The organism is Flagellimonas zhangzhouensis (assembly GCF_900102925.1).
In the GTDB taxonomy this organism is placed as follows: domain Bacteria; phylum Bacteroidota; class Bacteroidia; order Flavobacteriales; family Flavobacteriaceae; genus Flagellimonas; species Flagellimonas zhangzhouensis.
In genome coordinates this window covers 682,258-704,870 of record NZ_FNKI01000001.1, presented here as the reverse complement: position 1 = coordinate 704,870, position 22,613 = coordinate 682,258, and the positions used below count along the sequence as shown (strand labels likewise).

Below are 22,613 nucleotides of genomic sequence, written 5' to 3'. Positions count from 1 at the left end.
TAACTTTTGCCGCTTTTTTTATCTCCTTGGGATGCGTACTTTTACGGGCAAAATTTAAGCATGGCCCGAATTCTGACTGGCATACAAAGTACAGGTGTACCTCATTTAGGAAATATTTTGGGGGCAATTATGCCTGCCATTGAAATGGCACAAGACCCCAAAAATGATTCTTATCTTTTTATTGCCGATATGCATTCCCTCACCCAAATCAAAGATGGTGAGTTATTGAGAAACAATACTCATGCCATTGCAGCAGCATGGTTGGCATTTGGCCTTGATATTGAAAAGACGGTTTTTTATAGACAAAGCGATATTCCCCAAACCGCTGAATTAGCTTGGTATTTGAGCTGCTTTTTTCCCTACCAAAGATTAACATTGGCCCACTCTTTTAAGGATAAGGCCGATCGATTGGAAGATGTAAATGCAGGCTTGTTTACCTATCCCATGCTGATGGCTGCCGATATTTTATTGTATGATGCCGATATTGTTCCCGTTGGAAAAGACCAATTGCAACATTTGGAAATGACAAGGGATGTGGCCTCAAGATTCCACAACCAAATGGGCGAGACCTTTGTGATGCCTGAAGCTAAAGTTCATGAGGATACTATGTATGTACCAGGAACCGATGGTGAAAAAATGAGCAAAAGCCGCGGCAATTTGATTAATTTGTTTCAACCAGATAAAAAGTTGCGCAAACAAGTTATGGGCATTATAACCGACAGTACCCCCATGGAGGACCCAAAAGACCCAACCAACGATAATGTGTTTGCACTGTATAAATTGTTGGCTTCACAAGAACAGATTGAAGAAATGAGTGCCAATTATTTGGCTGGAAATTATGGCTACGGTCATGCCAAACAAGCACTTTATGAGGTGATCATGGAAAGGTTTTCCGAACCTCGGGAAAAATTCGACTACTACATGAACCACTTAAACGAAGTGGACGAAGCTTTGGCCATCGGAGCGGAAAAAGCTAGAAAAGTAGCCAATGAAGTGTTAGGCCGTGTTCGTGAGAAGTTGGGGTATTAGCACTTCATCGGAAATTCGAATTTAAACTTCTTTGATTTTCAATTTGAAAAGTTGACAAGAATCCCAGTCTTAGGGCTAAAATCAACCTAAATTCCGATTTATGCGACCAAATTTCGGTTGAATTACATCTGAAAACAGGGTAACTGTTCTGTTATGTAGCCCATCGTTGAGTGGTTGTCATTCTGAATAAAGCGAAGCCGTAATGAAGAATTTCTTTTCAATAATATTGAGATTCTTCGCTATGCTCAGAATGACATTCTAAATATTTATAAAGCCATCTTCTAAAAATTCAAAATTTGGATTTGTAGTCTTTATCAGTTTGACTTTTTTGGCTCTTACCCACCCTTTTATTTCCTTTTCTCGACTTATGGCTTCTTGAACCCAGTCATATTCTTCATAGTAAACCAGGTGTTTACACTTATATTTTGCGGCAAATGTCTTTTTATTGTTTTTAATGCACTCAATATGTTCTATTAATCTTCTTGATAAATCATTGGTTATGCCCGTGTATAGTACAGATTTATTCCTGTTTGTCAAAATATAGACGCAATATTTATCCATAGCTTCAGAATTAATATTTAGCGAGATGTTTCACTTTGTTCAGCATGACGATTGATTGACAATATTTTGTCATTCTGAATGAGGTTGAGCCGAAATGAAGAATCTCCCGTCAAATACATTAGATTCTTCGCTTCGCTCAGAATGACACGTAATTGATCATTGTTTATTGGTAATTGTCCATTGATTAAATCGCTTCAAACATTTTACCTGGCAGTGGTCGGATCACGCCTTTCATTTCCATGGTCAATAAAGTGGACGAAGTTTTAAAAATGGGCAGATTGCACTCCAAAGCAACGGTATCCAGCAATTGTTTACCGTTCAACTGCAAGTAGGAATAGATAGACTGTTCTGTGTCATTTAACTCGATGAACAGCTGCTTTTGCAAAGTTGGAACCTCCTTTTTAGGCTCTATATCCCATCCTAAAAGGTAAATTAACTCAGCAGCAGAGGTTAATAAGTGCGCTTTTTGAAATTTAATAAGGTCATTACATCCCTTGCTCCATTTATCCGTAGCCCGACCAGGCACCGCAAATACTTCTCGGTTATAGTCGTGGGCCAAATCCGCTGTGACCAGGCTCCCTCCTTTTTCTGCTGATTCAATAACAATCGTTGCTTCACTTATTCCAGCAACAATTCGATTCCTTTTTAAAAAATTTTCACGGTCGGGATTACTCGTACTCCAAAATTCCGTTATAAAACCCCCATTTTGCTCCAATTTCGAAGCATACTTTTTATGGGCTTTTGGATATATCTGGTTCAATCCGTGGGCCAAGCAGGCGATAGTTTGTAAACCATGATCCATTGCCGCCTTTTGTATAGCAATATCCACGCCGTAAGCCAATCCGCTCACAATTATGGGATCTAATAGAGCAATTTCTTCAATAAATCGTTCACAAAACGCAGTTCCATAGCTGGTAATGTTCCTTGTTCCCACCACGCTGATGATTTTCTTCCCCTCAAATTCCATATTCCCTCGTTGAAAAAGTACAATAGGGCCATCAACACAATGTTTCAACCGAGATGGGTAGGTTTCATCCATGAAATAGGAAAAAGCAATGTCATTTTTGAGTATAAATTCATACTCCTTTTTAGCTTCTTCCAAATAAATAGCATCAAAAAGACCATTTATGGTGAACCTGCCAATGCCATCAATCTTTAAAAGGTGTTGTGGTTTGTCCTCAAAAACTGCTGTTGGACTTCCGCAATGGGAAATTAATTTTTTAGCAGTAACATCTCCAATATTGGGTATGTTTTGCAGCCGAAGGGCCGCAATAATTTCAGGTTCAGTCATTTGATTTGGGTGGTTAAGTTGTCCACAAAATACAGATTTTCAAATGTTAATAAAAAGTTATCCAGCATATTTTGTACTGTCCCATTTTTTGCAATATTTGTGGCAATGAGGATTGATTCTTACATAGAGAAATTACTGTATGATTACAATTGTGTCGTGATTCCAGGTTTTGGGGCGTTTTTGGCACATAGTACATCTGCAGCAATTGATGCTACTTCCAATACATTGCTCCCACCGAGCAAATCCATTTCTTTTAATGCCCAATTATCCAAAAATGATGGCCTTTTGGTTTCCCATATTGCCAAGGATAAGAATTTAGGGTATGAAGAAATGCTTCAGGAAGTGGAAGAAGTTGCTCAAAATTGGATGAATCGTCTTAACCAAGGTGAAACTGTTGAATTATTTTCTATCGGTAAACTTTGGTACAATTCAGAAAAGCGAATCCAGTTTCAACCTGAAAATAGAATCAACTTCTTGACCTCATCTTTTGGACTTTCCAGTTTTGCTGCCACTCCGATTCACAGAGAGGTGCTAAAAGAAGAAGTGGTTGAGTTGGAAGAAAAAATACCGTTCATTATAACTCCAGAAAAAAGAGAAGAAACCTCCTTTAGACCTTGGTTAAAATATGCTGCGGTAATTCTGTTGGCGGTTTCCATTGGGTTTACTGGGTACAACACCTACGACAACCATCAAAAAAAGGAATTTGCCGCTCAACAAGAAGCTCAAACCGAAGTTTCCAAATTGATTCAGGAAGCTACCTTTTTTGAAAGTGCTCCATTGGAACTTCCAGCCATTAACATTAGCGTTACCAAAAAGCAATTGGGCAAACACCATGTAATTGCAGGTGCTTTTCGTGAAGAAAACAATGCTGACAAACGTGTGGCCCAACTCAAGGATAAAGGGTACAATGCTTTTTATTTGGGTGTGAACAAATATGGGTTGCACCAAGTAGCTTACGATAGTTTTGAAGACCCTAAAGAAGCACTTGCATTTCTTAAAGAGGTAAAAACCACAGAGTCAAGGGATGCTTGGTTGCTATCCGAGAAATAGTCTACTTTCTTTTAAAACCATTCCCTACTTCAATATCTTTGCGCAAAAATTCAAGGTATGCGCGCAAAAACTCCAAGTGAATCCCGTACAGTAATGACCGATTTGGTATTACCCAGCGAAACCAATCCACTCAACAACCTTTTTGGTGGTGAATTGTTGGCTCGAATGGATCGTGCAGCAAGTATTTCGGCCCGTAGACATAGTAGAAGAATTACAGTTACGGCATCGGTTAACCACGTAGCGTTTAATCGTGCTGTGCCACTAGGTAGTGTTGTTACTGTGGAAGCCGCTGTTTCTAGAGCGTTTAAAACTTCAATGGAGATATTTATCGATGTTTGGATAGAGGATCGTTTTACGGGCGAACGTACCAAGGCCAATGAGGCCATTTATACGTTTGTAGCTGTTGATGACACTGGAAAACCTACAGAAGTACCTCCTTTGGAGCCAGAAACCGATTTGGAAAAAGAGCGTTTTGCTGCTGCTCTTCGCAGAAAGCAATTGAGTTTGGTGCTGGCAGGTAAAATGAAACCTGCTGAGGCGACAGAGCTTAAAGCGTTATTTACTTCCTAACTAATTTTGAGTTAAATAGTTGTCACCTCGAGCGCAGTCGAGAGGTTATTCCATTTTTATTCCTAAATGCGGTCTCGACTGCGCTCGACCTGACATTTATAGCATTAAAAATTGAAGTTATCGGGGTCTGGGCCAAAGCGTTTGCCTTTATCCAGTCCATCAAGTAATTGCATGTCTTCTTGAAATAGTTCAAAATCGAATAGGTCTGAATTGGCAATGATTCGTTCTTTTTTGGATGATTTTGGAATGGTAACCACCCCTTTTTGAAGATCCCAGCGCAACACAATTTGCGCAATGGTCTTGTTGTATTTTGCGGCCAGTACTTTCATAATGTCCAATTCGAAGATATTTCCCTGCATCAACGGCGACCAAGCTTCGTATTGAATTCCCTTTGCGGCACAAAAATCAACCAAATCTTGTTGTACCAAATACGGATGGAACTCCATTTGGTTTACCATAGGCACAATTTCAGCAGTGGTCAGTAAATCTTCCAAATGATGTTGCAAAAAGTTACTCACTCCAATAGCGCGCACTCTTTTTTCTTTGTACAATTTTTCAATAGCTCGCCAAGTTTCCTTACTCAACTCTCCTTTTGGCCAATGAATCAAATATAAATCGAGATAATCAGTACCCAATCGCTCCAAACTGGCATCAAAGGCCTTTAAAGTAGATTCATACCCTTGATCGGTGTTCCAAACTTTACTTACCAAAAATACATCTTCACGAGCCACATTGCTTTCACGGATACCTTTTCCAACGCCTTCTTCGTTGTTATAAACTGCGGCGGTATCAATATGTCGATAACCATGGTTCAATGCATCCTTTACCGCATTGATTACTTCGCTACCATCTTTGGAAAGATAAACACCCAACCCAAAATAGGGCATTTGGACCCCATTGTGCAATTCAAAGGTTCCTTGTAAATCTGTTATTGGTTTCATAAGCTAAAGTTGATAGATCCACTCCTCGGGATTGAGACGATTGGCATCTTTATAAAGATAAAACTTCAATTTGGTAGTACCGTCAAACCGATTGGTATTAATATCGCCCAGCACTTCTTTTGCAGCCACTTTATCCCCTTTTTTTACATATAAGGTGGAAAGGTTATAGTAGGTACTGATATAATTTCCGTGTTTAATCTGAACGCCTTTGTTACCGCCAGGAACGGTCAAAATAGCTATGACCTCGCCCTCAAAAATCGCTCTAGCCTTGCTCCCTTTATCCGTGGTAATGGTTACTCCATTGTTTCGATGCTTAATTCCAGGATACAGCTTGTCTGCATACACTCCATAACCTTGGCTTTTTACTCCTTTTTCCACAGGCCATATAAGTCTTCCTTTGTTGGAAGAGAAATTATCCGCAACCAATTTAGCTTCAGGAGTAAGGGCAAAAGTGGCACTACTTGTAGATTTTCCAGAACTCTTGTTTGAACTCGCAATGGCACTCTTGATCAATCGTTCAATTTCGTTGTCAATTTTACGGGCCTCTCGTTGCTTTTCAGCAATGGCAGCGGTGTATTTGGCCTCATTTTGTTTAATGCTCGTTAAAAGGCTCCTTTGTGTTGCTATTTCCTTATCCAGCTCCACCTTTGCTGCTTGGTTTTCGGCCAGCAATTGTTCTTTCTCCCTTCGTTGGCGAACTAAATCTTGATTCAATTGGGTTAGCTCCTCCGTTTTGGCAACTATTCCTTCTCCTTGCTTTTTTCTATGCTTTGCATATTGCTGCATATACTGGAGCCTTTTGAGGCCTTGAAAGAAATTCTCCGCGGACAACAAGAACATGAGTCGATTGCTCTGAGATTTATTTTGATAGGTTTTTTGGATCAAGTTGGCGTAGTCTTCTTTTAGGATCTCTAAATCCTCCCGAAGCTTACTGATGTTTCTTATGTTGACATTGATTTGACGATTGAGCAAATTGGATTGTTGGTTGGTCACCCGAATCAACTGCTGACGCACATTGATTTTGTTGTCCAAGGCTTCCATTTGGTCTAGAATAGTTCCCTTTTCTTTACGTTCCGCAAAGAGCAGTCGGTTGATTTCCTTAATTTCTTCTTGAAGTCTTTCTCTTTTAGCTTCTAAGGCTTTTTGTTCACTGGTTTGGCCAAAAGATGAACTAGAAACCAAAAAGGTAACCATCAGTAAATAAAAACAATAAGTGAATTTATTTTTCAAATTACTTTAATGTTATTTTATCATACCCTTTTGGTACCTTATAAGGGAAATTCATGGGTTTGTCCAATTCCAAGTTACGAAAACTAAGTTCAATGGTGGTAAAATCGCCTTCTTCTTCAGCAACAATATTGATTTGGTCTGGCAATACCTTTCCTGAAATATCCTGATAGGTATAATTCGCTTTTAATTGTCTTGCCTGTTCGGGTTGTGAAATTTCTTGGGATGCTATTTTAAAGTTTTTGGGCTCTACTTGAAAGATGATTTTAAAAAGTTCCCTAGCCTTTTTTGGGGTCAATTGGTAATTGCCTTCATAAACACCAGAATTGAATTTCTCCCTTCTTAAATCCAAAACAGCATTCCCCAACAATAAATTCTGAACTTTTTCAAAATCCAACTCGGTGCCCAATAAATTGCTTAAGTAGCTGAAATCCCCATCGAAATACTCATTGTTTAACTTGTTATAGAAAGAAACTTTTTCTGGAGTGATATGGGCCTTAACAACGCCTAGGGGTGCGCTCATCCAAATCACCTTGTCCTTTTCCATTCGTAAACTCACATTAACACCCTGTGAATCCTCGCCATCGGTATAATCAATTTTTACCTTGCCACTCAAAGTCTTGAATTCTGATTGATTAGAATAATGGTTTTTGATGATGCTATTCGTAGACATCCGTGCATCCACTTCGCCACCCGTGATTGCTTTGGTGCCTTTACATGCTCCCAAAGTGAGCACTGCAATAAGCACAAAGCTAATTTTAGTTACTATGCTTCTATATCGTTGCATTATAATCCTGAATTGATTTTGTTTAAATACTCATTCGCCTTTTGGGTGTTCCCCAACTTGGAATAGGCCTTTGAAAGTTCTTCATAAAACGCATTGGTCAACTTGGCGTCGTCCAAAATATAATCCAAACCGCTTTCCATAACCTCTACGGCCTTGTTTGCATTGGATGTATTGCTTAATGCCTTGCCGTATGCCAAATAGAAATAAGGTTGAAGTGGATAATTGTCCAAAGCATCTTTAGATGCTTCCAACAGTTTTTTATACTCCCCATTTGTCATTAAGATATCCATTTCAGACTTTAATTGCCTTACGGGGTCATTGGGAGTGTTTTCTTCCTTTGGTTCTGTTTTAGCAACAACCTCCTCTTTGTCTTGTTGCAAAGAATCATTGATTTTAAGGGTGAGATCATTTGCCAATTTCGAACCTTTGAGCTCCTTGGTAACTATTAGTGCCTCTTTAAACTTTTTCTTTTTGAAGAATGACAGCGCCATGTTTTCTTTGAGCTTTTGATTGTCATAAGGAATTTGCTGCTGCACAGTTTCAATTTGGCTTCCTTGCTTCTCCAAAATGGTCAGTAGATTGTCCAAATACCAAAAATCGGTGGGTTCGGATATAAGTGCCTCAATTGCATATTCTTGGGCTTGCACATATTTTTTGTCGAGAAGATAGGCTTTGCCCAATTCATAATCCACGACACTATTCTTGGGCTCCAATTCCTTGCACTTCAGCAACAGGTCAATAGCCCTATCATAGTTTTGAATGCCTTTTTGCTTTAAGGCCTCAAAAAAGTTTTCTTGAAACTCATCGGTATATTCTTCGAGATAGACTTCGGCGCTTTCTTGTTCTTCTTGGGCAATGGCAATGCTCTGTGTTGAAATAAACACAGCTAAAACCAACCAAAAAGTAAACATCTTTATCATAACATCCTAAATCCCCTTCAAACCGAAAACCATCCTAAAGTTATTCCAAAACGGAATAATCTCCAATGCTAATGGATTCAAAATTACCATCATACACTACAAAATTACCAATCATTGCGTTGTCTAAATTGGCATTGGATATTTTACTATTGCTTTGGATCAAACTGTTCTTAATGGTTGAATTTTCCAAAACCGTATTCGAACCTACCGAAACATAAGGTCCAACCGTGGTATTTTTAAGCACAACGTTCTCTCCAATGAAACAAGGTTCGATAATATTGGCATTTTCTTGTTGCACGGAATTAGCAATTAAATTCTCCCCCTCATTTTCCAAAAATCCTAACATTCGTTGGTTGGTTTCCACGGTAACGTTTTTGTTGCCGCAATCCATCCATTCATCCACCTTACCTGGAACAAATTTCATGCCCTTTTCCATCATGCGTTTAATGCCATCATTGATTTGATATTCACCACCGTGGGTAATGTTATTCTCCAATACGTGTTGAAGCTCATTTTTAAGCACACCTACGTCCTTAAAATAGTAAATGCCGATAACAGCCAGGTCAGAAACAAACTCTTTGGGCTTTTCTACCAATTCCACTATTTCATTACTAGTATTGAGTTGCACCACACCATATGCTTCTGGATGTTCCACTTGCTTTACCCAAATCACACTATCTGCCGTTCTATCCAAGTCGAAATCGGCACGAATCAAGGTGTCGGCATATGCAATCACAGCTGGTCCGTTTAGAGACTCCTTGGCACTCATAATGGCATGTCCAGTACCTAAAGGTTGATCCTGACGGTAAATGGAACCCTTAGCGCCTAAACTCTCGGCTAGATCCATCAAACTTTCCACCACATCATCACCAAAAAAAGCAGGGTCGCCCAAAATAAAGGCAACTTCCTCGATAGGTTCGCCCAAAACCTTGGCAATATCCTCCACCAAACGGTGCACGATAGGTTTGCCCGCTACAGGAATCAAAGGTTTGGGAATGGTCAATGTATGTGGTCTTAAACGGGATCCTCTTCCCGCCATCGGTACGATTATTTTCATATTCACACACCTGCGGAGGCAGGTATTTTTTTAAATTTAATTTATAGAGGTCTCGACAACGCTCGACCTGACATTCTTCGTTATTTGGTTCCAGTGCTGCCAAAACCACCAGCTCCCCTATCTGTTTCTGAAAGGGAATCTACTTCTACCCATTCGGCACGTTCGTGTTTGGCAATCACCATTTGGGCAATTCGCTCACCGTTTTCAACAGTAAACTCTTCAGAGGATAAATTGGCTAAAATTACCCCAACTTCGCCTCTATAATCCGCATCAATGGTTCCGGGAGCGTTTAAAACTGTAATGCCTTTTTTTGCCGCCAATCCACTTCTAGGTCGAACTTGGGCTTCCACTCCAATAGGCAGTTCCATAAAAATTCCCGTAGGAACAATGGCTCTTTCCAATGGTTTTAGCACAATGGGTGATTCAATATTGGCCCTTAGGTCCATTCCTGCCGAGGCAAGGGTTTCGTAATGTGGCAATGCATGCCCTGATTTGTTAATGACTTTAATCTCCACGCTTTAAAAATATGCTTCTTAAATTATCTCCTTCCATCTTATACACTAACCCCAAAAATAACAAAAGTAGTACGCTGCCTGCTATTAAATTTCTATTAAAAACATAGAACGAAAGGGCTGAAAACAGGATTGATACACCCAAATAGAACGTTATTTTTCGCATGTTATAGGGTACTGGGTAGTATTTACGACCAAAGTAATAGGAAAGGACCATCATACTGCCATAAGCGGCCAAAGTGGCCAATGCGGATGCCATATATCCTATTTTAGGAATGAACCAAATATTGATAATCAAAGTAAGTAAAGCTCCAAAAGAAGAAATGTAAGCCCCAAATTTGGTTTGATCGGTGACCTTGTACCAAACGGATAGGTTGTGATAGATTCCCAAACAGAAACTTCCCAATAAAATAATAGGCACTACATCCAAGGCTTCCCAATAGACAGGATTATGTAAGAGCAATTTTCCCAATACATCTATAAACACCACAACACCCAACAAAATAATGCTTCCCATAATTACAAAGTAATTGGTAATCTGAGCATAGGTTTTTTGTGGCTTTTCTGTTTTGGCATGACTGAAAAAGAAAGGTTCCACTCCCATTCGAAATGCAGTGCCAAACAATGTCATGAACAAGGCCAATTTGTAACAAGCGCCATATTTTCCAACTTCAGATTCAGCGATATCACTGGGCAATAATTCTGTTAAAAGGATTTTATCGAGCACCTCATTAATAGTAAAAGCAACACCAGCTAACATCACTGGACCTGCGTACTTGAGCATTTGCTTCCAAAGTGCTGCATCGAAACTATACGAAGCTTTAAAGTAGCTTGGCACTAAAATCAACAAAGTAATAGCACTGGCAATCACATTGGAAATTAAAACGTAGTGGATTTCCCAATTCGGTTTATGCAAGGAGTTCCAAAGTCCTGTATCTGCTTCTTGGGCCAGATTGGGCAATATCAACAAGAAAAAGACATTAAACCCAAGATTGATAGCTACATTAATGGTTTTAAGCACCGCATAGCGCATTGGTTTTTCATTCGCTCGCAATAACGCAAATGGGATGATGACCAAAGCATCCAACACCAGAATATAGGTGGTAAACTTTAGGTAATCCACATTGATGTTGGTCACATCGGACAGCCATTGTTTGATGGAAAGCGCCAAAATCAAAAACAACAATGAAGATGCCATCAAAGAAATCAATGATGTGGAAATTACCTTTGCCTTATCTTGACTTTTATGGTAAAAACGGAAAAAAGCTGTTTCCATCCCGTAGGCCAAAAAGACATTAAAGATGGCTATCCATGCGTAAATATTGGTGTATTGTCCGTAACCCGAAGCATTTTCGAAAACTGCAGTATAGAGGGGCAGTAAAAAGAAAGAAATGACCCGCGGCATTACCGTGGCCAAACCGTATATAAAAGTCTGCTTAAAAAGCCTCTTTAGCGGATTCAATAGATGCGTGTTCTTTAAAAACCTTGATTAGGTGGCTACAAGTTACACAAAAGCCCTAACCCGTGATACTAAGAAAAACAAAAAGGTCACCAACTTGGTGACCTTTCTATATGGAATATGTTTTATTCTAGTTGTTCAACGCCTCTGCTCCACCAACGATCTCCAAAATTTCGTTGGTAATGGCAGCCTGACGTGCTTTGTTGTAGGTAAGTGTTAACTCGTTCTTCAACTCACCAGCGTTATCGGTTGCTTTGTGCATAGCTGTCATACGGGCACCGTGCTCACTTGCAAAAGAATCACGGATCGCCTTGTACAATTGTGTTTTTAATGATTTTGGAATCAACTGCTCCACGATCTCAGCCTTGGATGGCTCAAAAATATAATCGGAAGCTCCATTGGTTTCACCTTCCACAGAAATTGGCAAGAACTTCTCAGTCATTACAATTTGAGTTGCAGCATTCTTGAACTTGTTGTACACCAAATCAATTTTATCATATTGACCTGAGGTAAACTGCTCCATCAAAAACTCAGCAATTTCAGCTACGTTGTCAAAAGTCAAATCATCATAAACCTCACTGTGGTTGGCCACAATGGTGTTCTTTTTACGAAGAATATCGTTTCCTTTTTTACCAATGGTCAAGAAATCTACCTGTTTTCCAGCGTAGGTTTCAGCAACCAACAGATTACTTTGCTTGATAATGTTCGAGTTGAACGCCCCACAAAGTCCTCTGTTTGATGTAATGGAAACAACCAAAACTTTATTCACTGGTCTGCTGATGGCGTACTCACTACCTCCATCGCCCTCCAAGCTGGCACTTAGGCCTTGCAAAAGTTCTGTAAGCTTGTCCGAATAGGGACGCATAGCTGTAATCGCATCCTGAGCTTTTTTCAACTTTGCAGCAGAAACCATTTTCATGGCACTGGTAATCTGCATGGTCGATGCAATGGATGAGATCCTGTTTCGTATTTCCTTTAGATTTGCCATACTATTGTTTAGTATTGAGATTCTAGTATTGGGTATTGAGTACGTTTAAATTACTCAATACTAACTACTGAATACTTTGGACTAATTTTTATACTTACTTGAAAGATCTTTACAAACAGCAGTCAAGGTTTCGGTTACTTCGTCGGTTAATTTACCTGCTTTAAGCGTATCCAAAACATCTCTGTGCTTAGCGTTCAAGAACTCCAAGAAATCTTTTTCAAATTCCTTTACCTTGTTTACAGGAACATCACGCAACAAGTTCTTGGAACCTGCAAAGATGATAGCTACCTGATCTTCTACGGTAAATGGATCGTTCTGACCTTGTTTCAAGATCTCCACGTTTCTACGACCTTTTTCAATAACGTTCAAGGTAGCAGCATCCAAATCGGAACCGAACTTGGCGAAAGCTTCCAATTCACGGAACTGGGCTTGATCCAATTTCAAAGTACCTGATACTTTTTTCATGGATTTGATCTGTGCAGATCCACCTACACGAGATACAGAGATACCAACGTTGATCGCTGGACGCACCCCTTGGTTGAACAAATCTTGCTCCAAGAATATCTGACCATCAGTAATGGAAATTACGTTGGTTGGAATATAGGCAGAAACGTCACCCGCTTGAGTTTCAATAATTGGAAGTGCAGTTAATGAACCACCACCTTTTACAATCGGTTTCAATGATTCTGGAAGATCGTTCATATCCTTTGCAATCTCGTCATCGGCAATCACCTTAGCGGCACGCTCCAACAATCTTGAGTGAAGATAGAAAACGTCTCCAGGATATGCTTCACGTCCTGGTGGTCTTCTCAACAACAAAGATACCTCACGATAAGCAACGGCCTGTTTTGACAAATCATCATAGATGATCAATGCAGGACGTCCTGTATCCCTGAAGTACTCACCAATGGCAGCACCTGCGAAAGGAGCATATACCTGCATTGGAGCAGGGTCAGATGCATTCGCAGCTACGATGGTTGTATAAGCCAATGCACCTTTTTCTTCCAAGGTTTTTGCAATGGCAGCTACTGTTGAGGCCTTCTGACCTACGGCAACGTAGATACAGAAAACTGGCTCACCAGCATCAAAAAATTCTTTTTGGTTCAAGATGGTATCGATACAAACAGTGGTTTTACCAGTCTGCTTATCACCGATCACTAACTCCCTTTGTCCACGACCTACAGGAATCATAGCATCTACTGCCTTGATACCAGTCTGCAAAGGTTCGTTTACAGGTTGTCTAAAAATTACCCCGGGAGCTTTACGTTCCAATGGCATTTCGTAGGTTTCACCAGAAACTGGTCCTTTACCATCGATTGGATTCCCCAAGGTGTCGATAACACGACCAACAATTCCTTCACCAACGTTGATGGATGCGATACGCTCTGTTCTTTTTACAGTGGCGCCTTCCACAATCTCTTTGGATGGGCCTAACAATACCACACCTACGTTGTCTTCTTCCAGGTTCAAAACAATACCTTGCATACCGCCTTCGAACTCTACCAACTCCCCATATTGGGCATTGGAAAGTCCATAGACACGGGCAATACCATCACCCACTTGTAACACAGTACCCACTTCGTCCAACGAAGCCCCAGCTTCGAAACCTGATAACTGTTTTTTCAAAATTGCTGATACCTCAGCGGCTTTTACTCCTGCCATTTTTATAGACTATTTGTAAATTCTCTTTTTAATCCGTTCAATTTGTTGGCGATGCTCGCATCGTACTGGGTATCCCCAACTCGAAGCACAAAACCGCCGATGATGCTCTCATCCACCTTGTTTTCCAAAGTCACTTTGTTACCAGTTGCTTTGGTCACTTGGGCCAATATTTTCTTTTCCAACTCAGCTGTCAATGGAACAGCGGTGGTTACGTAGGCCACTTCTTCACCCTTCATTTTTTCGAAAAGGATGATGTATTTATAGGCCACATCTTGTAACATGGCGATTCGCTTGTTGCCAATCAAAGTGTCCACAAGACCTTTTGTGATCTCGTTGGCACCTTTGAAGATTTCCAACAAGGTGTTCTTTTTAACCTCAGCTTTAATGATGGGGCTCTCCAACACATTTTGAAGCTCCACATTTTCAGCTAGGGTCGCAGCAATTTCGCGCATGTCTTTTTCAACGGCATCAGCCGCTTTCTTTTCTACAGCGAAATCCAAAGTTGCCTTGGCGTATCGTATGGCTGCCCTGTTCTGGTTCATGCCTTAGTTTAATTTGATATCACCCAACATATCGTCAACCAACTTTAGTTGCTTGTCTTTATTGGAAAGTTCTTCTTTGATTACTTTCTCTGCAATTTCTACTGAAAGATTGGCCACTTGCGCTTTGATATCGGCAACAGCAGCTTTTTTCTCAGCTTCAATTGTAGCCTGAGCTTGCTTGATTACCTTATCGCCTTCAATTTGTGCTTGCTCCTTAGCTTCTGCAATGATACTTTCTTTGATCTCTCTTGCTTCCTTCAACAACACATCTCTTTCCGCTTTGGCTTCTTTCAACAGTTTTTCGCTGTCGGCAGTAACGTTCTGCATTTCCTTTTTTGCAGCTTCAGCAGCTTCAAGGGCATCTTTAATTCCCTCTTCTCTTTTTTCTACCGCACCCAAGATTGGTTTCCATGCGTATTTACGCAACAACAACAATAGGCCCACGAAGAGCAACAATTGCCAGAAAAACAATCCGAAAGAAAACTGTTCGATTAACTTTTCCATGTATCTTAACTATTAAATCTTTTTAACTATATCACTTTGTAGTTTAATGAAGGACCATAGCCAACCGCTATGGCCTTCATCAATACTGTTACGGTTATTAAGCTGCAAAAAGAGCGGCGAAACCGATACCTTCAATAAGGGCTGCTGCAATCAACATTGCTGTTTGGATTTTACCAGAAGCTTCAGGTTGACGAGCAATAGCTTCCATTGCCTGTCCACCAATTCTACCGATACCCAATCCTGCTCCGATTACGATCAAACCAGCACCTACGATGTTTGGAATTGTCATGATATATGAATTTAAATATTAAACGTTCTATTCTTAATTAATGATGATCTTCTTCTACTGCCATTCCAAAATAAAGAGCTGACAACATGGTGAAAATATACGCTTGTAATGCGGCTACCAACAATTCCAACAAGGAAAGGGCAAATGCCAATACAAACGATAATGGACTTCCTATCCAGTTCTTAAAAATGAACATAAGTCCGATAATACTCATCAATACTACGTGACCTGCTGTGATGTTGGCATACAAACGAATCATCAACGAAAATGGTTTGATGAAGGTTCCCAACAATTCAATCGGGGCCAATATAATTTTCATGGGGGCAGGTACGCCTGGCATCCAGAAAATGTGTTTCCAGTAGTTTTTGTTTCCAGAGAATGTTGTAATCAAATAGGTGATCAATGCCAAAGCAAAGGTTACTGCAATGTTGTTGGTTACGTTTACACCAAGTGGAGTAAGACCCAACAAGTTGATGATCCACACAAAGAAGAATACTGTAAGCAAGTAACTCATGTATTTCTTGTACTTGTGCTCACCAATGTTTGGAATTGCAATTTCATCACGAACAAAAAGCACCAATGGCTCCAACACTCTACCTACTCCTTTTGGAAGACTGTTCTTTTTATAATTATTGGCAACGCCACGGAACATCAAGAACATCAACAAACCTACCAACATGATAAATACCACGTTTTTAGTGATGGAAAAATCCAAAGGCTTTTCGTTGGTCGGATGGGAATCATCTACCACTAAGTTCTCACCAAATGCATCCTCTGAATGGGTTTCTTCGCCATGATGGCCACCAAAATTGATGGTGCCCTCTGCATCTGTCTTGTAAATTTTATTGTGATAAAGTGCATAGTAGTTTCCACCAGCCTCAGCAACACCTTCTCCGTGCTCCAATTGTGCAGAAGAGAACACCTTTAGACCGTTGTCCCACAAAATAACAGGCAATGGAAAGCCAATGTATTTATGCTCGCCCTGATCTGTAGTGTAGGAATAAAGGGTAAAATCATGCGAATCTAGAAGGTGGTGATCGATGTATTCCTTGATTTGGGTCTTCAAATCATGGGCACCTGTTTCAACTTCTTCTCCCTCATGGCCTTGGGCCGATACAAATCCCGTAATCAATAGTGTTACGGCAACTAATTTTTTACTGATAAAAGAATATCGCATATGATCCAACTAATGGGTCCTCAAAAATTGGTGCAAAAATACATTCCTCATTTAAAAGAAAAAAGCTTTTTATAGTATTATTTGTTAAGCCTATTTTTTTGGTCGTTTCCAGACCTTTATCTCACAGTATTAAGCAGTTTCACCAAAAAGAAGGTTTCCAACACCAATGAAAATCCGTAGGGGGTAAAAAAAGCCAAGAACTCCGTGCGTTCCAAAACGCCGTCTTGGTGATAGGTGGGGTATAAAAAAATGAAGAAAAGGGTGAATTTGACCAAACTTCCACCTAAAAAAAAGAAGCCCAGCAAATCGCGATACTTATCCCTAAATATATATATGGCAAAAAAAACAATGGCGGCCATGATGGCATTCAGCACATAACTTTTTACCAACTGAAGGTCTGTAGCATTATAATCTCCAGATTCCAATATATAGGAATGACCAAAAAAAAGGGCAACAAGGCCCAACAGTAAAACAATAGTAAAATAGTACGGGTAAGCGCTGATCTTCAATTGTTGATTCTTTTCAATTGTTGCAGCACCAAATATATGGAGATTGCCACACCCAGAATGGTGCAAATGGCCAGAAAGATTTTTTCGGTTCCGAAATAACCGTCCAACCATTGGCCTCCTTTCACGGCCAAATAAATCACAACGCCCATTTGAATGGCAGAACCAGACAAACGGGCGGCGGTATTAATTGAGTTCTTTATGTTCTTAGGAGACTTTTGCTGGCTCATTTTTGTTCGACTCCGTTTTTGGTACGGCAACAGCTCCTTTGCCCATAGTACAGGCTGCATTAAAGGTTGCTCCTGGCTCAACAGCCAACTTAGCCACACTTACCGTTCCTTCGATTGTTGCGGAAGATTTAAGGGATAATAAATCTTTCACCAAAAGTTCACCATTGAATTTACCTTCGATATCGGCGTTAACACATTCTACTTTTCCGTTGATGTAACCATCCTTGCCGATTACTACTTTACCAGAAGTTTTTACGTTACCTTCCAATTTTCCGTCGATGCGGAAATCTGCTTCGGAAGTAATATCACCCTTAATTTTGGTGTTCTTTTCTATTCTGTTGGGCTGTCCGCCAAATTCAGTCATAGGCCGTGGTTTTTTGTTGTCAGAAAACATTGTGTTCTTGGATTTTGGGGTTTAAAATTGTGCTTTGTATGATTCGAGGTTTTTGTGTACTTGGATGATTTTATAATTATCGGATAAAACTACAAAATTCTCATCTTTAATGCGGTAGTCCCTATTGTTTTTTATAAGCTCGGCAAAGCCCAAGGCGAAATCCTTGCCCCTAAATCCGTGTACTACCACGAACTCTTTTTCCAAATCATAAATGTCCTTGGAGATAATATTTTTATAGCGCAACTCTTCCACGACTTCTTCCAAACGCTTCTTTAACGCTTCAGCCTTTTCATCGTTTGCCCTACTGAAGGTAAAGACCACTTTCCAATTGCCAGTCCCTGTGGAACCTGTTTCTGGAGAGAAATCCTTGCCCTCTAATTTGGGCAATTGCTCTTTTACCATCTGCTCGGCCTTTTTCCCCTCAGGGTTGTTGGGGTAAGTGAGCGCCACATAATTCAAGGCTTCTTTAAAGGGCTCAAAACCTTGAAGTCGACCGATGGCGTTGGCCTTCAACATTTCAAATTTGGGCACAATGGGGTCACCTGTAAATTTGTTGATGTAATCTTCCGATTGGGTAATCACTTGCAAGAAATGTTGCTGTTGATATTGTTTGAACAACGCATTATATCTCGTATCTGGACTATCGGTATTTCCATCCAAAACCGCCTGTGGATTTAAAAGAATTTCCGCGTAACGGGACCCTGAATGGTTGCGGATAATATCTTGCTTCATTTGGTCTGCCATTACTACCGTGCCAGATTCCTCGTAAATTTTGTACAGGTTGTATTTGGATGGTAAAATCAAACGCTCTTCTGGATCGGAATCCAATACGTTTTCCAATTTTGAGGCTGCCAACAAATTGTCCTTGAATTTTTCTTTATAGATCAATCCCAATTGATAGTTGGCAAAATTTCTTTCGGCCCTAAGACTATCAATCACTGATTCTTCGGAAGGAACAGTTCCCAAATAATAATCGACAGAATACTTTTGGTCTTGGGTCAAGTTTTCTCCATCTGCGCTGGCAACCACTTCTTCTCCTGTTGCCTCTGAAACCAAAGTTCTGGCCTTGTTGCTCCAGCGCCAATCATCCTCTAGCGCTCTTTCGCCCCATCGAGTTCTAAAATCATTTTTACCATATCCCAAACTGGTGATGTTGTAAAAATAAAACTTGCCCTGGTTTTCCTTCCCGCCTTGGCTATTGGCAAAAGCCGCAAATCCTGCTTCCGTTCTTTTCTTCTCGGCTTCGGCTGCTTGTTCCTCTTTTCGTTTTAATTCGGCAATATAATCTTCAAAATAGGCTTTACGCTCTGCTTCGGGCATCTCGTAAATGGTGATCACACTATCGGCATTTTGCGCAATGTCCTCATACTTGATTACATCTTCCAAATTGTCCAATTTCTTCTTGATGTTGCGATGCTCTCTCGTATTTTCTTTGAGATTGGTCAACGTACTGTCGTAGTATGCCCCAGCTGTTTTGTATTCGTCTTGATTAAAATAATAATCGGCCAAGCTTTGGTAGTTGAAAGAATTCAACTTGCGGTCACCTTGAGTAGCTTTAATGGATTTGTTGTAATAGGCGATCGCCAAACTATCGGAACCTGTGGCCAAATGAAATTGCGCCACTTCCCTATAGATTTTATCCAAAAAAGGACGGTTTTCCCTGTTTTCCTCCAATTTCGTGAGGTATTCCAGCATTTCTTCGCGGTTAGCCTCCGAAAGTTCAATGTTTTGGATTTTCTTTAAATGGGCATTGATGAAATACACCCGTGGTGTTCTTCTGTTGAGTTCAATAACCTTGTTGAAAGCATAGTTGGCACTATCCTTATGTCCCAATTCGTTGAACAATTGACCAATAATGAAGAGGTATCTCCCCTTTTCAGGATTCTTTTTGGTGTAAGCTTGGGCAATTTTTAATTTTTGAATGGCCGTGTCACGCACTTTTAAATTGATGTAGCATTGTGCCAAAACTGCATTGGCATCGGCATATTCTTGGTCCTTAAGCACTTCAAATTTGAAAAGTCGTTTCAAGTTTTTGATGGCCACTTCGGGATTGTCCAAACGCATATTCGTTTTTTCTCTCCAAATGGTGGCTTCGTTCAATTTGTCACTTTCGGAATATTTGCGAAGAATATAGTTGAACGATTCAAGGGCAGGAATATAGCGTTGATCAAAATAACGTGACTTGCCCAAAAGCAAAAAAGCCTCATCCGTTTGCGGATTTCGCTCTTCGTCTTTGATGTCCATACTGTGCTTTTGGATAGCTTTTGTGGCCTTTTCCTCTGCAATAATAAAGTTCGGGTTGTTGTCTTCGGAATCGAGTTTAATTTCATCGGTCACTTCCAAACGCTCAACAGGAAGAATGTCCCAATAATCATCTCGATAGCTATTATTGAGTTCTTCGCGCCCTTTTTCAAAGGCGATATTGCCATTGTACAACGTGTTGTATTTGGTGTTGAGGGCGTGCCAATTTCGGTTGATGAATTTATCTTTTTGAGTGGAACAGGCATTAAATGCAAGTCCTCCCAAAACCAAGGCACCCAAAAAAGTATAATGAAGCTTCAAAGTTATCGTCGATCTTGTGTAACCTTAACTCAAAAAAGAACAGATTATTATAAGGCTCGTCGATAAAATGCATGAATTTTTGAGCTATCCCCCAAAGAAGGTTTCCAACTCTTTTAAAGTTTCGGTGGAGGTATGGATATCACGCACAATTTCGCCCTTGTTCAAGACCACAATGCGCTCACAAACTTCAGTCACGTGAATCAAATCGTGACTCGACACCAAAACGGTCACTTCTTCCTTGGCGGCCAAATCTTTGATGATGCCTTTTAAACGGATTTGTGTAGTGGGATCCAAATTGGCAAAAGGTTCGTCCAAAATTACCACATCAGGGTTGCCGATAAAGCTGGCCACAATACCCACTTTCTTCTGGTTTCCTTTGGAAAGATCTCGCAAATACTTCTTTTGGCCCAAGATTTCATCATGAAAGAAATCCGTATAGTTGGATAGCAACGCATCCACATCGGCCTTGTTGCGACCACGAAGTTCCCCAATAAAATAGAAATATTCCTCGGGGGTCAAATAGCCTATTAAAAAGCTTTCATCAATAAAAGCGGAGGTGAAAGGTTTCCATGCCTCACTTTGGTCCACTTGCACATCGTTGTTCACAATATGCCCCGATGAGGGCTGAATCAAATCCAAAAGCAAACTGAAAAGTGTGGTTTTTCCAGCGCCGTTATTCCCCACCAACCCAAAGCTTTGTCCTTTGGGAATTTCGAGTCCTTCAATGTTCAAAACGGTTTGCTGGCCGTACGTCTTGGTTAAATTATGAACTGTGATCATATATTTTTTCTGTTAATGGTGTTTTATTTCTGTTTGTATGCTTGTAGTGTCTTGTATTTTTCTTTTTTGTAAATGCCCTCGATCATGGTGAATACCTTTTCCTTAAAGGCAAATCCCAACAATCCAAATATGGCCACAAATAAATATCCTGCAACTGGATTGATCAAAAAGTGACCAATGGCATAAATACCGATGGGCAAGGCCAACTTGGGCAAAGTGAGCAATAGCGTTTTGGCATTAAAGGCTTGTTTATCACCAAATGCTTTTTTGTTGGATGTCAATTCAATAGGAGTTTTTACATAAGCTCCCCCCCAAAGCACCAAATAACTGTTGATTCCAATATTATAAATGGCACCCACTAAAACCGCGGCATAGGCCTCCCAACCAAAATAGAGGTAAAACGAAGCCAAGATGGTTGATATAATGGTCGCAATGATCACCAAATACCATTTTGAAGAAAGGTACTCCCGATATTTAATGTTCTGACTCATCATCAAGGGATAATAGCTACTGTCCCAACTTGGCACGTATTGTCCAAAACTGAAAAGGAAGCCACCTGTGACAAAAATTCCCGCAAATATTTTCCAAAAAGGACCATCGTAGACTTCAATGGCACTTGTAAAGAACAACAGGCCATAAAAGATGAAAAAGAAGCCCATAATCACTGCAGTACGCGAGCGTTTGTTTCTTTTGATGAGTTTGATGTCGTTCTTCAAAAAAGTTCCCAAGTTGCCAAAACGATCTAACCATTCCAGATTTTCGGTTTTTGCTTCGGACTGCTTTTTAGCCAACCCACCATCCAAAAACATATGTTTTTTGAAATAAGCAAAAGCAGAAAAATAGAGGCTAACCAAAATCAACCAAGGAACAATGGCTGTCCAAGGCAAATCATAAAGGAAGTCAAAAACAGGTTGGGTATAAATCGTTATATCAAACCACTGGTAATATTGCGAAGCTCCCGCCAAAATGAACAAGGCGGCAAATACATAGAAAACACCATCCTTGTTGTTCACCATAATGTTGATGAAGTTGTTGCAATAAAACAGTGCCATCAACCCCAAATGCCATCCGATTACTTGTATTGGTGCATACCCTTCAATAAGCAACACCACACTAAAAGGAATAAAAAAGAAAGCATGGGCGATATTAAAAAAGGAGATGATGGTTTTTCCCAAGGAATAATTTACCACTTGACTTTTCTTAAACGGCAAATAGAGCAAGGGCTTAATGTTGGTCACTGGCATTTTTTGGAGCATGTATCTAAACACCAAGTCAAATGCCAAATAATAGATCATAAATCGGTTGACCACCCGCAAAGGATCTCCCAATCCTGATTTTTCAATGATATAAAAGGATCCTACTCCCATTCCGAGAAAAACGAGAATAAAATAGAGAGCTCCCAATCCCATTAAAATCTTGAACCAGATCTCGGTCTTGAACGAAGCAGACCTATAAAAGGATTTCCATTGGAGTCCAATAAAGTGTTTGAGCATGGTTAGTTTTTTATAGTTGGTATCTAATTTATTTGATTTGTTACAATTCCGTCTCCTTTTTATAAAAATTGGCATTCAAAAG

General features: G+C 40.1%; 24 protein-coding genes. 3 read left to right on the top strand and 21 right to left on the bottom strand.

Annotated elements, in window-relative coordinates; translation table 11 throughout:
• The first annotated feature begins 60 nt into the window (after positions 1 to 60).
• Complete coding sequence (trpS, locus tag BLQ18_RS03065) at positions 61 to 1,029, top strand: tryptophan--tRNA ligase (protein WP_090292487.1); 969 nt, start codon at positions 61 to 63, stop codon at positions 1,027 to 1,029.
• 258 nt (positions 1,030 to 1,287) lie between these two features.
• On the opposite strand, the gene BLQ18_RS03060 is transcribed toward trpS, so the two are convergent.
• Positions 1,288 to 1,590 (bottom strand): GIY-YIG nuclease family protein, encoded by a 303-nt coding sequence (locus BLQ18_RS03060; protein WP_090292485.1) that lies wholly within the window; start codon positions 1,588 to 1,590, stop codon positions 1,288 to 1,290.
• Between the two features lie 184 nt (positions 1,591 to 1,774).
• On the bottom strand, positions 1,775 to 2,881 hold the full coding sequence (gene dprA, locus BLQ18_RS03055; RefSeq protein ID WP_090292483.1) for a DNA-processing protein DprA: 1,107 nt from the start codon (positions 2,879 to 2,881) through the stop codon (positions 1,775 to 1,777).
• A gap of 105 nt (positions 2,882 to 2,986) precedes the next feature.
• Here dprA and BLQ18_RS03050 point away from each other — a divergent pair, with 105 nt between their 5' ends.
• Both BLQ18_RS03050 and BLQ18_RS03045 read left to right on the top strand, forming a co-directional pair.
• Complete coding sequence (locus BLQ18_RS03050) at positions 2,987 to 3,931, top strand: HU domain-containing protein (protein WP_090292482.1); 945 nt, start codon at positions 2,987 to 2,989, stop codon at positions 3,929 to 3,931.
• Between the two features lie 57 nt (positions 3,932 to 3,988).
• Positions 3,989 to 4,501, top strand: a complete 513-nt coding sequence (locus BLQ18_RS03045; protein ID WP_090292480.1) for an acyl-CoA thioesterase — start codon at positions 3,989 to 3,991, stop codon at positions 4,499 to 4,501.
• 104 nt (positions 4,502 to 4,605) lie between these two features.
• On the opposite strand, the gene BLQ18_RS03040 is transcribed toward BLQ18_RS03045, so the two are convergent.
• The 19 genes from BLQ18_RS03040 to BLQ18_RS02950 all read right to left on the bottom strand — a co-directional run bounded on the left by BLQ18_RS03040 (position 4,606) and on the right by BLQ18_RS02950 (position 22,531).
• On the bottom strand, positions 4,606 to 5,442 hold the full coding sequence (locus BLQ18_RS03040) for an aldo/keto reductase (protein ID WP_090292478.1): 837 nt from the start codon (positions 5,440 to 5,442) through the stop codon (positions 4,606 to 4,608).
• A gap of 3 nt (positions 5,443 to 5,445) precedes the next feature.
• Positions 5,446 to 6,636, bottom strand: coding sequence for a murein hydrolase activator EnvC family protein (locus tag BLQ18_RS03035; protein ID WP_090292476.1), 1,191 nt, complete (start codon positions 6,634 to 6,636; stop codon positions 5,446 to 5,448).
• Positions 6,637 to 6,673: 37 nt separating this feature from the next.
• Positions 6,674 to 7,456, bottom strand: a complete 783-nt coding sequence (gene lolB1 / locus BLQ18_RS03030) for a lipoprotein insertase outer membrane protein LolB1 (protein WP_090292474.1) — start codon at positions 7,454 to 7,456, stop codon at positions 6,674 to 6,676.
• Entirely contained in the window at positions 7,456 to 8,376 is a 921-nt protein-coding gene (locus tag BLQ18_RS03025; protein WP_175443707.1) for a tetratricopeptide repeat protein, read from the bottom strand. Before BLQ18_RS03025 ends, lolB1 begins: the two co-directional genes overlap by 1 nt.
• 40 nt (positions 8,377 to 8,416) lie before the next feature.
• Positions 8,417 to 9,433 (bottom strand): sugar phosphate nucleotidyltransferase, encoded by a 1,017-nt coding sequence (locus BLQ18_RS03020; protein WP_090292469.1) that lies wholly within the window; start codon positions 9,431 to 9,433, stop codon positions 8,417 to 8,419.
• An 80-nt stretch (positions 9,434 to 9,513) separates the two neighbouring features.
• Positions 9,514 to 9,948, bottom strand: a complete 435-nt coding sequence (dut, locus tag BLQ18_RS03015) for a dUTP diphosphatase (RefSeq protein ID WP_090292467.1) — start codon at positions 9,946 to 9,948, stop codon at positions 9,514 to 9,516.
• The gene (locus tag BLQ18_RS03010; RefSeq protein WP_090292465.1) at positions 9,938 to 11,407 is read right to left on the bottom strand and encodes a lipopolysaccharide biosynthesis protein; all 1,470 of its coding nucleotides are present in this window, start codon (positions 11,405 to 11,407) and stop codon (positions 9,938 to 9,940) included. Before BLQ18_RS03010 ends, dut begins: the two co-directional genes overlap by 11 nt.
• 127 nt (positions 11,408 to 11,534) lie before the next feature.
• Positions 11,535 to 12,392, bottom strand: a complete 858-nt coding sequence (gene atpG, locus BLQ18_RS03005; protein WP_090292463.1) for an ATP synthase F1 subunit gamma — start codon at positions 12,390 to 12,392, stop codon at positions 11,535 to 11,537.
• 81 nt (positions 12,393 to 12,473) lie between these two features.
• Positions 12,474 to 14,054 carry a F0F1 ATP synthase subunit alpha gene (gene atpA, locus BLQ18_RS03000; RefSeq protein ID WP_090292461.1) on the bottom strand — a complete coding sequence of 527 codons (1,581 nt, stop codon included), beginning with the start codon at positions 14,052 to 14,054 and terminating at the stop codon, positions 12,474 to 12,476.
• 2 nt (positions 14,055 to 14,056) lie between these two features.
• Positions 14,057 to 14,596, bottom strand: a complete 540-nt coding sequence (atpH, locus tag BLQ18_RS02995) for an ATP synthase F1 subunit delta (RefSeq protein WP_090292459.1) — start codon at positions 14,594 to 14,596, stop codon at positions 14,057 to 14,059.
• 3 nt (positions 14,597 to 14,599) lie between these two features.
• Positions 14,600 to 15,100, bottom strand: a complete 501-nt coding sequence (locus tag BLQ18_RS02990) for a F0F1 ATP synthase subunit B (protein WP_090292458.1) — start codon at positions 15,098 to 15,100, stop codon at positions 14,600 to 14,602.
• Positions 15,101 to 15,197: 97 nt separating this feature from the next.
• Positions 15,198 to 15,389 (bottom strand): ATP synthase F0 subunit C, encoded by a 192-nt coding sequence (gene atpE, locus BLQ18_RS02985; protein ID WP_053970734.1) that lies wholly within the window; start codon positions 15,387 to 15,389, stop codon positions 15,198 to 15,200.
• A gap of 37 nt (positions 15,390 to 15,426) precedes the next feature.
• Entirely contained in the window at positions 15,427 to 16,566 is a 1,140-nt protein-coding gene (gene atpB / locus BLQ18_RS02980) for a F0F1 ATP synthase subunit A (protein ID WP_090292454.1), read from the bottom strand.
• Between the two features lie 116 nt (positions 16,567 to 16,682).
• Complete coding sequence (locus BLQ18_RS02975) at positions 16,683 to 17,075, bottom strand: hypothetical protein (RefSeq protein ID WP_090292452.1); 393 nt, start codon at positions 17,073 to 17,075, stop codon at positions 16,683 to 16,685.
• On the bottom strand, positions 17,072 to 17,302 hold the full coding sequence (locus tag BLQ18_RS02970; protein ID WP_090292450.1) for an AtpZ/AtpI family protein: 231 nt from the start codon (positions 17,300 to 17,302) through the stop codon (positions 17,072 to 17,074). The genes BLQ18_RS02975 and BLQ18_RS02970 overlap by 4 nt, the downstream gene beginning before the upstream one ends.
• On the bottom strand, positions 17,280 to 17,696 hold the full coding sequence (locus tag BLQ18_RS02965) for a bactofilin family protein (RefSeq protein WP_090292448.1): 417 nt from the start codon (positions 17,694 to 17,696) through the stop codon (positions 17,280 to 17,282). Before BLQ18_RS02965 ends, BLQ18_RS02970 begins: the two co-directional genes overlap by 23 nt.
• Positions 17,697 to 17,717: 21 nt before the next feature.
• Positions 17,718 to 20,258 carry a type IX secretion system periplasmic lipoprotein PorW/SprE gene (gene porW / locus BLQ18_RS02960; RefSeq protein WP_175443706.1) on the bottom strand — a complete coding sequence of 847 codons (2,541 nt, stop codon included), beginning with the start codon at positions 20,256 to 20,258 and terminating at the stop codon, positions 17,718 to 17,720.
• 84 nt (positions 20,259 to 20,342) lie between these two features.
• Positions 20,343 to 21,038, bottom strand: coding sequence for an ABC transporter ATP-binding protein (locus BLQ18_RS02955; RefSeq protein WP_090292446.1), 696 nt, complete (start codon positions 21,036 to 21,038; stop codon positions 20,343 to 20,345).
• A gap of 23 nt (positions 21,039 to 21,061) precedes the next feature.
• Entirely contained in the window at positions 21,062 to 22,531 is a 1,470-nt protein-coding gene (locus tag BLQ18_RS02950; protein WP_090293653.1) for a DUF5687 family protein, read from the bottom strand.
• Positions 22,532 to 22,613 lie beyond the last annotated feature (82 nt).